14 protein-coding genes are annotated in these 13,206 nt (G+C 43.2%); 3 read left to right on the plus strand and 11 right to left on the minus strand.

Annotation, left to right across the window (positions count from 1 at the left end; translation table 11 throughout):
* Window positions 1-34 precede the first annotated feature (34 nt).
* The 7 genes from R1T43_RS12320 to R1T43_RS12345 all read right to left on the minus strand — a co-directional run bounded on the left by R1T43_RS12320 (window position 35) and on the right by R1T43_RS12345 (window position 4,031).
* Window positions 35-1,255, minus strand: coding sequence for an alpha/beta hydrolase-fold protein (locus R1T43_RS12320; RefSeq protein ID WP_317349259.1), 1,221 nt, complete (start codon window positions 1,253-1,255; stop codon window positions 35-37).
* A gap of 85 nt (window positions 1,256-1,340) precedes the next feature.
* Window positions 1,341-1,718 (minus strand): DUF1294 domain-containing protein, encoded by a 378-nt coding sequence (locus R1T43_RS12325; RefSeq protein ID WP_211070735.1) that lies wholly within the window; start codon window positions 1,716-1,718, stop codon window positions 1,341-1,343.
* The gene (locus R1T43_RS12330) at window positions 1,709-2,167 is read right to left on the minus strand and encodes an isoprenylcysteine carboxylmethyltransferase family protein (protein ID WP_317349263.1); all 459 of its coding nucleotides are present in this window, start codon (window positions 2,165-2,167) and stop codon (window positions 1,709-1,711) included. The genes R1T43_RS12325 and R1T43_RS12330 overlap by 10 nt, the downstream gene beginning before the upstream one ends.
* Before the next feature lie 90 nt (window positions 2,168-2,257).
* On the minus strand, window positions 2,258-2,767 hold the full coding sequence (locus tag R1T43_RS12335; RefSeq protein WP_317349265.1) for an RDD family protein: 510 nt from the start codon (window positions 2,765-2,767) through the stop codon (window positions 2,258-2,260).
* 14 nt (window positions 2,768-2,781) lie between these two features.
* Window positions 2,782-3,291 (minus strand): M23 family metallopeptidase, encoded by a 510-nt coding sequence (locus R1T43_RS12340; RefSeq protein ID WP_317355807.1) that lies wholly within the window; start codon window positions 3,289-3,291, stop codon window positions 2,782-2,784.
* 117 nt (window positions 3,292-3,408) lie between these two features.
* Window positions 3,409-3,591, minus strand: coding sequence for an SEC-C metal-binding domain-containing protein (locus R1T43_RS20080; protein WP_410548972.1), 183 nt, complete (start codon window positions 3,589-3,591; stop codon window positions 3,409-3,411).
* Between the two features lie 110 nt (window positions 3,592-3,701).
* Window positions 3,702-4,031 carry a hypothetical protein gene (locus tag R1T43_RS12345; RefSeq protein WP_317349267.1) on the minus strand — a complete coding sequence of 110 codons (330 nt, stop codon included), beginning with the start codon at window positions 4,029-4,031 and terminating at the stop codon, window positions 3,702-3,704.
* A 307-nt stretch (window positions 4,032-4,338) separates the two neighbouring features.
* Here R1T43_RS12345 and R1T43_RS12350 point away from each other — a divergent pair, with 307 nt between their 5' ends.
* From R1T43_RS12350 to R1T43_RS12360, 3 genes are all read left to right on the plus strand, one after another.
* Window positions 4,339-6,162, plus strand: coding sequence for a M2 family metallopeptidase (locus tag R1T43_RS12350; RefSeq protein ID WP_317349269.1), 1,824 nt, complete (start codon window positions 4,339-4,341; stop codon window positions 6,160-6,162).
* A 162-nt stretch (window positions 6,163-6,324) separates the two neighbouring features.
* A complete protein-coding gene (locus R1T43_RS12355; protein WP_317349272.1) occupies window positions 6,325-9,288 on the plus strand; it encodes a diguanylate cyclase in 2,964 nt (987 codons plus the stop codon).
* 183 nt (window positions 9,289-9,471) lie between these two features.
* The gene (locus R1T43_RS12360; protein ID WP_057792361.1) at window positions 9,472-10,107 is read left to right on the plus strand and encodes an SDR family oxidoreductase; all 636 of its coding nucleotides are present in this window, start codon (window positions 9,472-9,474) and stop codon (window positions 10,105-10,107) included.
* Window positions 10,108-10,290: 183 nt separating this feature from the next.
* Here the strand turns inward: R1T43_RS12360 and R1T43_RS12365 are convergent, their stop codons facing one another.
* Genes R1T43_RS12365 through tmk form a run of 4 tightly spaced genes read right to left on the minus strand, consistent with a single transcriptional unit; the run spans window position 10,291 to window position 13,205 of the window.
* Window positions 10,291-10,848, minus strand: coding sequence for a pyridoxamine 5'-phosphate oxidase family protein (locus R1T43_RS12365; RefSeq protein WP_211070728.1), 558 nt, complete (start codon window positions 10,846-10,848; stop codon window positions 10,291-10,293).
* A gap of 19 nt (window positions 10,849-10,867) precedes the next feature.
* On the minus strand, window positions 10,868-11,647 hold the full coding sequence (locus R1T43_RS12370) for a TatD family hydrolase (protein WP_211070727.1): 780 nt from the start codon (window positions 11,645-11,647) through the stop codon (window positions 10,868-10,870).
* 44 nt (window positions 11,648-11,691) lie between these two features.
* The gene (locus R1T43_RS12375; protein WP_317349279.1) at window positions 11,692-12,588 is read right to left on the minus strand and encodes a DNA polymerase III subunit delta'; all 897 of its coding nucleotides are present in this window, start codon (window positions 12,586-12,588) and stop codon (window positions 11,692-11,694) included.
* Window positions 12,588-13,205 (minus strand): dTMP kinase, encoded by a 618-nt coding sequence (gene tmk, locus R1T43_RS12380; protein WP_317349281.1) that lies wholly within the window; start codon window positions 13,203-13,205, stop codon window positions 12,588-12,590. Before tmk ends, R1T43_RS12375 begins: the two co-directional genes overlap by 1 nt.
* Window position 13,206: the final 1 nt, after the last annotated feature.

A 13,206-nucleotide genomic window follows, 5' to 3' on the forward strand; every position in this document is an offset into this window, starting at 1 on the left:
CCTTTATAAATTCTTTTCTAGAAAGAAAAAAATGCTAAAGATTCTTCTCCTGAATCTTGTTGAGTAAGTTTGCATGGCGGGTTTTATAAGCGCCGTTTTCTACATTTTCAACCACACTTTTCTGTATAGCGAGCGCTCTCATGTCTAGCGCTTGTTGTAAATCACCACTCGCTTCAAACCCATCCGCCAAGCTGTCGTAGGCATCAGCTTTGTAGGGGTAACTGTCGACATTACTTTGAAATATTGCGATAGCTGTTGAATAGTCTTTTTCAGATAATGCTTTGTATCCCACGCTGTTAATGGCGCGATAGCTGGGCTTAATGTCAGCCCCATACATTTCAGACTGTAATTTATAAAACTGCTTTATGGCAGGTATCCCGCCGCTTAAGACTTCACTTGATGGTTGCAACGATTTGTACAGATTCTGATAAGCCAACGAATGCCCAGCAAGAGCGGTGGTATTGTGGCCTTCTGAGGTATCTAAATCTGTGTTGTAACTAAACCCTTTTCGCTTATGTGTGTTTAGCAATTCGTTGTAGCGCTGGTAAGACGTTAGCATGTGTCCGCTTTCGCTGCCCATATTGATATACAAGTAGTTGTTCAATTCAGATGTATCTGAAAAGAAGGTTTCGGCGTCGTCAAAGATAACCTGTTCTTGCCACCATAAACTTGGGCTAAAGGCAAAGTGAGCTTGGAATAAATGGGGTCTAGACTGCAAGGCATACACCGACAATAACCCACCTAAAGAATGCCCTGAAATTATTTTGAAGTTGTTGGCGCGATATTTTTCATTGATGTAGGGCACAAGCTCTTTCTCAATAAAATCAAGGAAGTTATCGGCTCCCCCTGATTTTCCCCACTCGTTGTAGTTCTCATCATATGTCGGAGTGAAGTCTCTTGAGCGATGGGTATTCGCAATAGCGACAACAATCATTTCTTGCGCCATATTAGATTGGTTAAGCAAATCTAGGGTGCCTACCGCATGACCAAAATTTCTCTGACCATCAAGTAAATAGAGCACTGGATAATGTAATTGTGATTTTAATTGCTCACGCTGTGTTGATAGCGGTTTACTTGTTGAATGACTATGTGAGAGATAATAACTGTTGGGTAGATGTATGAACAATTCACGTTCTTCATCGAGTATTTCAGAATGAATATTTAAGTGCGTAGCTTCTCCCCGCACTTTTGAATACGAGTAAGAAGGAACCAAAATAAGTAAAAAGGCAGCTATCGTAATGGCATGTTTTAACACCGTATAATCCTTTATTTTTTAGTTTTAGTCCATGATTTACTTTTAATCTTACCCGTTCAATGCCAACAAGAAAAGAACGTATAAATTAAGCAAAAATACCATTCATTAAGTGCTTACCTTGTTCGCTAAAAAGCCAAATAAACGCCGTTAAATTTACGGCCACTGTAGCCCAATAGGTTCGCTTAAATGAAACTTTCGCCGACTTATGCCTTAACTTTCTTTGCGCATAATAAGCGCCAGGCCAGCCTCCTAGCAGACTCAAAACGTGAAGGCGAATTTCTGGTATACGCCATTTACCTTTGCGTGCAGCCGATTTATCAAAAGCGTACATAGCAAAAGTAGTAACGCTGGTAGCGAAATAAAGGTATGCCACCTCTATTGGCAACAAATCCAGAAGCGTTACTGCTATTAACGTGGTACAGAATGTAAGCGTAATAAATACGCCGAATTTGCTTACAGCCATCTGCGAACCGTTTTCATATATTCGGTATAGCTGGCGCCGAACTTATCGGTTAGAAATGTCTCTTCAGGTATTATCTGGTACTTATTCATGTACCACACAAATAGCACAATGAAGAGAATATTAAGCGGGTTGGATGTGTAAAGCCCAATGCCAACCAAACACAGAAGCATGCCTACATACATAGGGTTTCTGCTGTACTGATACACACCTGAAGTCACCAAACTAACAACACGTTCAGTTTTGATAGGATGTACCGAGGTTTTATGTTTTTTGAAAGAAGCGACGCCCAGTAAAGCGAACCCTACACCCAGCAATACACATAGTGTTAGCGATTGTATCTTGAAGGGGTGATAAACACTCAAGAAACTTGCAACCTTGGTTGTCACCCACATTAAAATTACCGCTATTAAAAAGACAACAACTGGCGGGATTTTTTGCTCAAGCTTCATCGAACTTCCTTGTGGCTAATACGTAATTTAAAAGCAGCCGTTCAAGTATAAAAGCTATACCCAACACCTCGCTCGCACAAATATCCATCGTTACTTTTTGTCAAAGCGTACCGGCTCAACACCTTTATTTTTAGGTCGAATAACAACCGTGCTAGCCATTTTGTCATGCCATCCTTGTTTTTTGGTATCCCATAAAACCCATAAAAAGCCTAAGCCTAGGGGTAAAATAGAAACGTAATACCCTATATAGCGTATTATAGACTGGCGTATCGTGGGCGCACTTCCCGTTTTAGCATCAACGACCTTTGCTTTAAGCACCATTTTGCCTGGGGTGGCCGATTTATATACCCAGAATAATATTGTGGCGATTAACGGTAGAACATAACTAATTAAGACATCAAATATACCTACAACAGTGTTTTCAGCGGTCCAATATCCCTTGCCATAAATTAGATGCAGTAGTGGAAAGGTTACCGCTAATAAAAGTAATGTATCAATAATTGATGCGCCAAATCTAATCCCAAAACCTGCATACACATGATCTTCTTCGTATTCTGTTTTATATTCAGCGCCAGTATCTGAGAGGCCCGTACTACTCATTTATATCTCCATTTTCAATCAGCTGCGCTTAGGTACAATATTGGATCTAAATAATGCGCTTTCTTGCTCCCTTGGGTCGACTCGTCGGCAAGCCAAAAATGGGGAAACAGCGCAACAATACTGTAGTGAAGATGGGGCGCTTTTCCTTGAGCATTGCCTGTTGAAACTACTGTACCAATTTTTGAACCACTAAAAAGCAGTGTAATGCCATCAACATCTATTGAATCAAGATGCGCATAATAATGCAGCCGCCACTTAGGCCCTAAGGCAAGTACTATGTTGCCGCCTTTAGGCTTTTGACCTTGATAGATAATAAGTTGATGTGTGGTTGCCAGCACCGAGGTGCCTTTCTGAGCAAAGATATCGATACCTTTATGGACCCCCGAACTGCCCCAAGGTTCATACCAAAAGGTGTCTTTGTTCCAATCAGTGGAACTGGCGTTGTCTACGGGAATAATTCGCGGCTCTGGTATAACAAAGCCAAGTAGTATCACTACGCATAGCCCCAACAAAATCCATCTCATCATAAAGCCTTATGAACCCAGTAGTTATAGAATGTTGTGACGCGTTGAGGCTATACTCGAAGTTTCATTTATTCATAGTCACATACTTGGCACTATTAACAATTAAAAAACGGCGAGTTAGTTTTTACCGCAGCACTTCTTAAATTTAACTTTACTACCGCAGTGACAAGGATCGTTACGGCCAATCTTTGGTGCTGAACGAGTAATAGGGCTTTTTGGCGGGCAACAGCTTGTGTTAGTACAACCCGTGCTAGATTCTTCAGAGGTACTAGCGCCATGCTTATTTGTATTGACAGTCATCACTACTCTAATTTTTAATATTGGAAAACACAGATTTTATCAAACTTGCGAAAAATATTCATGCAGACATAAACCAGTACAGCCCTGAAATGCTCGACCCACTTTTGTCATTAAAGATTGTTACTCACTGCCGTGTATGAGAATACTAGCTTGCAATTAATATGCTTTAGCATCTTGTTGACCGACGAGGGAACATCAACGATGTTGGTGTCTTTACTGCTAAGCATCGATAAAAAAATATCGCAGTTGGAAAGTGCAATCTGTTGGCGTTCGAAGAAAATCATCAATGGGTCAAAGATATCCTCGGTAAGTGGAATTGTTCCCACATAGCAATTTTTGTCTTCAACATAACGAGCAGATGAATTCGCCACTTCTCGTTCTAACGTGTGGGCTTGCAATTTGTTGAGCGATAGAAACCTAAAGCTAACCTCTACATTCATTTAAATTCCTGAAATTACCGTTGGCTTATAACATATAGTCAACTGACAGCGACGTTTGGCCTACTAAGGTGGAAAAACAAAGGTTACCTTCTGCCCTCTTAAATTAAAACAAAATTTCACACGGTGAATACGGCTTATCAGTCACTGTCTAGCATTAGTTGTAACAGGCTAAGCCTTTACACTCGCTAAATGGAAACATCGCTTTTTGTTGCAAATTTGTTTTACAAAGCGTGCTAGTCACTCCAAAATATGAACCTAATACGTGTACTTCCCAATACATAAAAACAACAACGACAAGAGCAAACTTATGTTTTCTACCAAACGCACCATTGTCGCAGCATTCGTTAGCATTACGCTGATAGGCTGCGGTGAAGCTACCACTAAGACTGAAACGATGCCTGCGGCACCGACCGCTAAAGAAGCGCAAGAATTCCTTATCAATGCGCAAAACGATATTAGTAAAATGCAAGTTCCAGCCGCTCATGCCGAGTGGAGTTATGCTACTAACATCAATTTTGATACCGCCGCAGTAAGTGCCTATTTCAATGAAGTACTGTCCACCAAAGTCGCGGTGTTAGCCAAAGAAGCGGCTAAATTTAACGATGTTGAAGTTGATGAGGATACCCGTCGTCAACTTAACCTGCTTAAAAACGGGCTGACCATGCCACCTCCGTCAGATCCGGCTAAAGCAGAACAACTTGCTAAAATTGGCTCTGAGCTAAGTGCAATGTATGGTTCCGGCCAGTACTGCATGGAAGATGGCACCTGTAAAAGCCTGGTAGAGATGAGCAGTGAAATGGCGACTATTCGCGATGCCGACACCTTACTAGAGTACTGGAAAGGCTGGCGAGAAGTGTCTGTGCCTATGAAGCCGCTGTATGAACAACAGGTAAATTTGGCTAACGAAGGCGCTGCTGAATTAGGCTTTCAAAATGTGAGCGAACTATGGCGCGGTAAATACGATATGCCAGCCGACGACTTCCCGAAAGAACTTGATAGGTTGTGGGGACAAGTTGCGCCTTTCTACGAATCGCTACACTGCCACGTTCGTGCTAAGTTAGGTGAGCATTATGGTGAAGAATTGGTTCCTCAAGACCAACCAATTCCAGCGCACTTGTTAGGCAATATGTGGGCGCAAACCTGGGGCAATGTTTACGATATCGTGAAGCCTGAACAAGAAATGTCAGTACCCGATGTTACTTCATCGCTCGTGGCTCAAGACTATGATGAAATAAAAATGGTGAAACAGGCTGAATCTTTCTTTTCTTCATTGGGCTTTGCGCCGCTGCCTGATACGTTTTGGGAACGTTCTATGTTCCAAAAACCTGAAGGCCGAGATGCGCAGTGTCACGCTTCAGCATGGGACTTAGACGACAAAGACGATTTACGTATAAAGATGTGTATTCAAAAAACGGGAGAAGAGTTTAACGTTATTCACCATGAACTGGGTCACAACTATTACCAACGTGCTTATAAAGACCAGCCTTTACTGTATCGCGGTTCAGCTAACGATGGCTTCCATGAAGCGATTGGCGACACCATTGCTCTTTCTATCACCCCTAAGTACCTTAAAGAAATTGGTTTGATTGACGAAATTCCAGATGCATCTAACGACATAGGCATGCTGATGCAGGTGGCACTAGATAAAATTGCCTTTATTCCATTTGGTTTGATGGTCGATCAATGGCGCTGGAAAGTGATGGCAGGTGAAGTATCACCTGACCAATACAATACACTTTGGTGGGAATTAAGAGAAAAATACCAAGGCGTAAAAGCACCGGTAGACAGACCTGCTGATGCATTCGACCCAGGCGCTAAATATCATGTTCCGGCTAACGTGCCCTACACTCGCTATTTCTTAGCGCATATTTTGCAATTCCAGTTCCATAAAGCCTTGTGTGACATTGCAGGTGACGAAGGCCCACTTAACCGCTGCTCTATTTATAACAGTGAAGAAGCAGGTACCGCGCTAAACGCCATGCTTGAAATGGGCGTAAGTGAACCTTGGCAAAATGCGTTAGAAACCCTTACTGGCTCACCTGAAATGGATGCAAGTACCATTGCTGACTACTTTGCACCGTTAAAAACGTGGTTAGATGAGCAAAATGCGACGCGTCAGTGTGGATGGTAATTTTTAAGCCAACTAAATGATTTAATAGTAGAACCTCGTTAATCGGGGTTCTTTTTTATCTGCATTAATCGTTGGCGCCTACAAAATTAATACTTATGTCCCATTTTTACTAGGCTAACCCTAGTATATCGTAGCGCTTGATCCCAATTCCCGAGCGTATTTATGACTTCTGTAGTGGTAAGATTTCTGGTTACCGCCACTATACTATTACCTATTGTTTTTTCTTTAGCGGCCACATCTCGTGCTGCTGACTTCCCCCTGCCTGTATTTAAAAGTTTTTCTATCGAAGAAGGCTTATCGCAAGTATCAGTTTTAGACATTGCAGAAGATAAAAACGGTTATATTTGGCTGGCAACGCAAGCGGGGATCGACCGGTTTGATGGAAACGAATTTAAGCACTTCGGTAAGTGGCAAGAGGTTGAGTCTGATGGGCTCTACACAGTAACGACTTTTCAAATTGAGTCTTCACTAGACAAAGAGTACTTATGGATTGGCACCATTGCTGGGGTTAGTAGATTTCATATCGAAACGGCAACCTTTGAACACTTTCCCATTTCTGTTTCTAGTCATATAAAAGCAGGCTTAATCAAACGCATAAAAATTGATAAGAGTGGTAACGTTTGGGTGATCAGTGGTCGCGCGCTTTATCGCTTTTCAACGTTACTGAACAAATTGGTTCAAGTTGCTGTTTTAGATAACGTGACCAGTACACTCACCGACATTGTTATTGATGGAAATAGTCACGTTTGGCTTAGCTCAACCTCGGGGTTATACAAGCTTAATTCCGCTTTCAATACCTTAGAACTTCAGCAACTGGCGGGTACAAACTTAACCTTGATGGCACTAGCTGCCGACGAAAGTTTGTGGATTGGCACTGGCTCTGATGGCCTGTGCCGTTACCCCTTGTTTGCTAGCAACGATTTTTCCGTGTCCACTTGCTTTGATGAAAGTAACGGCCTTTCATCTAATGATGTGTTAAGCGTGTTGTTTCAGCGCAACGACAATATTTGGATTGCCACCAGCGGCGGAGTAAACATTATTCGTGCTAAGGAAACATCAGAGATTGTGTCGTTATCAGTTGCTCAATCGAAACTCGCAAATAATTACATTACATCACTGTATCAAACAGAAGCTGGCGCCATTGTGGCGGGGTCGCGTGATAATGGGTTTTCTATTCACAACCCTGTACTGTCCAACTTTTCAACCAGCGCTGCTATTGGTAACAATATTTCTGGTATTGCTACCCATTCCGATAACGCCTTATGGCTTGCTACAGAACAGAACCTTTGGCATTACAATTATCAATCTGGCAAGGTTAGCGGCCCCTATACCTCGATGATTGAGTCTGAAGGTAAGTTATCTTCAAACAAGCTTTTAACGGTACATTACGAGAAGCAGTCAGACTCAGTTTGGCTATCTACTCGCGCGGGGCTAGCCAAATTAAATACTGCCAGTGAACAACTCGATTTGGTGGCATTGAAGGGCAAGGCTGGTTATACCCTCAACGTGGATGCCGATGGTGATGTTTGGTACGGCGGCTACAGCGATGGTGTTTTTGTGTATCGCCCTTCCGAAAACCGAGTTATTCGCCAATGGCCAATCTCACTTACCACTCGTATTGTGTTTGAAGATAACGAGAGTGCATGGCTGGCCAGCATATCGGGCCTGTATTTTGCCAACAAATTTACGGGTGAAATACGCAATGTAGGTGAAAATAACGCTAATTTCCCTAAAGACGCAGTAGTAACTTGGGTTTCTCGGTCTATACGTGGCGGCTATTGGATTGGCACCCAGGCAAACGGTATCTATTTTATGGCGGTTGAGGATAACGAGATTTTCTCCGTGTCATTTACCCAGATAGAAGCAGACAGTTACTTAAGTAACATCTCGATTGGCGCTATCATTGAAGATCAAGAAAACGAGCTATGGATATCCACAACGGTAGGCATCGCTCATATCGATTCTACCCTGTCATCCGTTTCATATTTTGGGGCACAAAATGGTGTTAGTGAAGCGGGCTACTACATAGGCGCCGCCGTGAAAACCGCTGGCGACACTATATTTATGGGTAGCCCACAGGGTCTCACTCGCTTCAAGCCCACTGATATTAAACAACAACCTTGGTCGCCTAAAGTTAATATATCGCATATTGAAATTATTAATGAGCACAGCAGTGGGTCAGAAAACCTCTATCCGAATACCAATATTGAAGAATTGGTACTTAGTTCAAACAATGTTTCTTTTTCTGTAGAATTTGCGGCGCTCGATTTTACCCGTGCTAACGAAGTAAGTTATGCCTACTTATTATCTGGGTTTGATAATAAGTGGCGCTTTACGGATCATCGCCGCCGCGCGGTTACCTATACCAATTTAGCCCCTGGGAATTACACACTCACTATTCGAGCGATGAACAAAGAAAAAGTGTGGAGTCCAAATGAAGCTGCGCTCCAAATCAGTATTGTTCCCCCATGGTGGGATAAACCTGTATGGCGAAGTGCCATTTTTGTATCCGCTTTTCTGCTATTAACGCTACTTGTGTGGTGGCGTATTCAAACCCTTAAAAACCGTTCGGTTGCGCTAGCAAAAATGGTGGAAGAAAAAACTAAAGATCTTGAAGACGTGGTAGAAAAATTAACGCAGTTATCAAGTCAAGACTCGTTAACCGGTTTGAAAAATAGGCGCTATTTTACCAGCCGAGCTCACGAGGCTTGGGACAGTTACGAGCGTTACGCACAAGCCTTTTCATTACTTATTGTTGATATTGATTGGTTTAAACGAATTAACGACACCTACGGTCATCATGTTGGCGACCTTATATTAGTAAAAATAGCTGAACTGCTACGTACGAACTTGAGAAATTCTGACGTTATTTGTCGTTGGGGTGGCGAAGAGTTTCTGATCCTACTGCCCGAGCTTAACGTGCATGAATGCTATTGGGTAGGTGAAAAATTGAGAAAAGCTGTTGAGAAAACGTCATTTCACTGCGAAGGCCATGATGTACATGTAACTATTACCGCAGGAATTGCAGATATTCGTGAAAGCGATAGCGTAGAGCAATGCATACACGCTGCTGATAAAAAACTTTACAAAGGTAAAGCTGAGGGGCGTAACGCTGTTGTAAAATAACGTGATATTAATTTACTGGTTTAGCCCCTATTTTCACTCGTTTTGTTAACCACTTCGCTGCCTAGTTCTTCAATTTACGCCCTTACGCTGACCAGCGCAGCATGATGAAACTCATCGTACAGTGTGATCGAAATTCCCTCCCACGCTTATGAATAACCATATTCAATCATGGAGGTAACATTTATGGCTAAGGTTCTTGTCATTGGCGCATCAGGCCAAATTGGTAAACAGGCTACTGGAAAATTACTTGAAGCAGGTCACCACGTGGTGGCTCCTGTTCGAAGCCCTGAAAAGCTAGACGACTTTGAAAACGACAATCTAGTAGTGAAAGAGCAAGATCTTGAGAAAGACTTCTCTGAGCATTTCGAAGGTGCAGATTGCGTTGTATTCGTTGCGGGCAGCGGCGGTAATTCGGGCGACGATAAAACGCTTCTTATCGACCTATGGGCTGCGCGAAACGCGGCAAACTATGCCAAGGCAGCTAACACCCCTAAATTTGTGATGGTAAGTTCAATAGGTGCTGGCGATCCAGACGCAGTAAGCTCTAGCATTAAGCCTTATTTAGTTGCTAAGCACATGGCTGACGAGCATTTAATGAATAGCGGCGTGCCTTATATTATTTTACGTCCAGGCACATTGTTAAACGAGCCAGGTACGCATTTGGTGTCTACTGATATGCCAGACAACCAAGACGATGCTGTTATTCCTAGAGAAGATGTGGCTACGGCTATTGTGGAGGCAGTTAATCGCAGCGACACAAGTAATGTGACGACTTATCTGTTTAAAGGCGACACGCCAATCTCGAAAATCTTCGAGTAAGTAAATATAAGTAAGCTACCATTAGCTAACTTAAAATAAAAAACGCCAGCAATTTTGCTGGCGTTTTTTTATTATTTTGATTTAATTCTGTTTGTTCAATGTGCTGCTTAAGCGCTCTGTGCGCTGCTTAAGCTCAATACGTGGCTAAGCTCAGTGCGCTGCGCTAGCTTTCAATGTACTGCGTTAGGGGACAATTGACTGGCTAATCCAGTTACCCATTTCGTCACGACGATGTAACTCGCGATACTGAGGATTGCCACGCAAATTCAAATAGTCCACATTGAAAATATCTAACAAAATTACGCAAAAATGTTCAGGGGCCACAGAATAGTCGCCTGCAATCTGAAGCGGTAAACCATTGTTTCGTGGTGTGCCTGGCTCGCCCCATAGAAACTGCTTCTTACCCGCATCAGACAATTTTGCCCAATGCGCCTCTACTAGCGCCCTATCTTCGTTTTCGGTCACAATAGTCGCATTTACACTGAATCGATACTGCTCACGAGTTTTCGAAAAATACCAACAGCCTTGCGCTTTCGCTTGCTGCGACAATTGGTTGTATTTTTCGGTACGGGTATCAGAAATAACAATTAATTTGTTGTCGTCACTTAAGCCTCGGTACACCACGGTTCTGCAGTATGGCACACCGTCTTTGTCTGCGGTTGCCAACTGAAAATAACGGCTCTCAGGCATGCTTCTGCTAGCGTGTAAGCTTTTTGTTAACCCTGTACGCCACTGCGGCATTTTTAAACTCTCCGGTCGCTTAAGCGGCTTTACGTTGGGCAAGTGAAAACAAAGTGTAGAAATTTTCAGTAGTAATACGTGCTAATTCTTTCACCGATATACCTTTTAATTCGGCAATAAATTCGGCGACTTCTACCACATAGCCAGGCTGATTTTGTTTACCTCTGTGAGGGACTGGGGCTAGCCAAGGCGAATCGGTTTCAATGAGTAGGCGCTCGAGGGGAACCGCTTTTACAACATCTTGTAATTCACTGGCAGATTTAAACGTGACGATGCCAGAAATAGAGATGTAGAAATCCATTTCAATTGCGGCCTGCGCCATTTCAAGGGATTCGGTAAAGCAATGCAGCACGCCTTTTGTATGGCTAGCTTTATGCTCGCGCAGCAAATTAATGGTGTCGTCGCGGGCATCACGAGTGTGAATGATAAGCGGCTTTTTCGTTTCGTTAGCGACTTTAATATGATCAACAAACGACGTTAGCTGAACCTCTTTGCTTTCAGGGCTATAAAAATAGTCTAAGCCTGTTTCACCAATCGCTACTACCGCATCGTCTTGCGCTTTTTCAAGTAACTCATGGTAAGTACATGCATCTTCTTGGTGAAGAGGGTGTACGCCACAAGAGACAGAGACATCAGCAAAGTCTTTTACCGTTTCTAACATGCTGTCGTAATCGGTCACCGATACGCACACACATAAAAAGTGCTCTACACCGCGAGTGCGCGCAAAGTTAAGAGTTTCTGCCAATTCTTCTGGCGATTGCTTTAATCTGTCTAAATGACAATGTGAATCTACGAACAAAATATACCTATCTTTTTTTACGGCTAACCCACTAACAACGTGGCCTAGCGCTGAAATTGTTTTAAAATACTGACCAACACCATGGATTTATTCACCCCTGGGTGCTGTAAGGTTTTAACTGCCTCTACGCAAGCCCTATAACGCGCGTAATCTTGCGCTTGTTGGCGTTCCACATATGATTTATGGGCCATATGTTGGCACCACGTTGCTACCTGAACAGCATCACTTTGCCATTTATTAGCAAGAGCTAAAAGCTGCTGACTTCCTGAACTAGCAAGTAATGCGCCTATACCGTCAGTGAAAGTACGATAATTAAAATCGCTTTCGCTATTAAGTGCAGCTTCTAAACGAAGTGGCGCGTAACCATAGGCTTCTAATAACGCTTCACTGGCATCTTGTACGCCTTGTTGCTGTAAATAGGCCAAACTACTTTGCACGTCAGGCAAACCCAGCGAATGTTTTTCACATCGGCTCAAAATGGTAGGCATTATTCTGTTAAGACTGTCAGTGATTAGCAGCAGGTATGTATTATTGGTGGGCTCTTCTAAAGTTTTCAAGAGTGCATTAGCCGCGGCCTCTGTCATGCTATCGGCCACAGGGATCACCAGCACCTTATTGCCCCCCATTTGCGCCGTACCACTTAACTTGGCAATACCTTCTCGAATTTTATCCACGCCCAACTGCTTTTCGCTTTCTAGTACGTAAAAATCGGGGTGATTACCAGCAAGGCGCAAATGACAGCTTTGGCATGCATTACATGCACCTTGCGGGGTTGGTTGTTTACACAAGAGGGTATCCGACAGCCCTGCCACCAGCTTCGCTTTACCAATACCTTTAGCGCCAATGAATAACAGCGCATGATGCAGCTTGTTATTAAAATAGCGTACAAGCAATTCGTTATAGGTATCAGTGAACCAAGGTAGCATTTGCCCAGATTGCATTAAGAAAGATACTCCTGCACGGCTGTAATCACGTCTTCATGCACATCTTCCATAGCTTGCATGGCATTAATCACTACAATACTGTCATCCTGTGCAGCTAGGCTTAAGTACCGTTCACGGGTACGCTCAAAAAAAGCCAAGCCTGCTTGTTCAATACGATCAAGCTCTCCCCTGCCCCTAGCGCGTGCTAAGCCGATGGCTGGCTCAACATCTAGGTACAAGGTTAAATTAGGTTTAAAACCGTTAAGCGCTATCTTGCTAATGGCACTCATGGTATCAGCACTCACGCCACGACCACCGCCTTGATAGGCTTGTGAAGATAAATCATGCCGGTCACCGACGACCCACTGCCCTGCATTTAACGCAGGAAGTATACGATTAGTTAATAGCTGTACCCGCGCCGCATACATCAACAATAATTCTGTTTCTTCGGCTACGGTTTCGTCCCAGTCGTGTTTAACGCACTCGCGAATAGCCTCAGCCATAGGCGTACCGCCTGGCTCGCGTGTTTGCTCAACCGCAATACCTGCATCTTGCAATTGCTTTACTATAAGCCCAATCACTGAACTTTTTCCGGCCCCTTCAAGGCCCTCTACTACAATAAACTTTCCGTTCATA

Origin of the sequence: Alteromonas sp. CI.11.F.A3 (assembly GCF_032925565.1) — a bacterium.
Classification (GTDB): Bacteria; Pseudomonadota; Gammaproteobacteria; order Enterobacterales; family Alteromonadaceae; genus Alteromonas.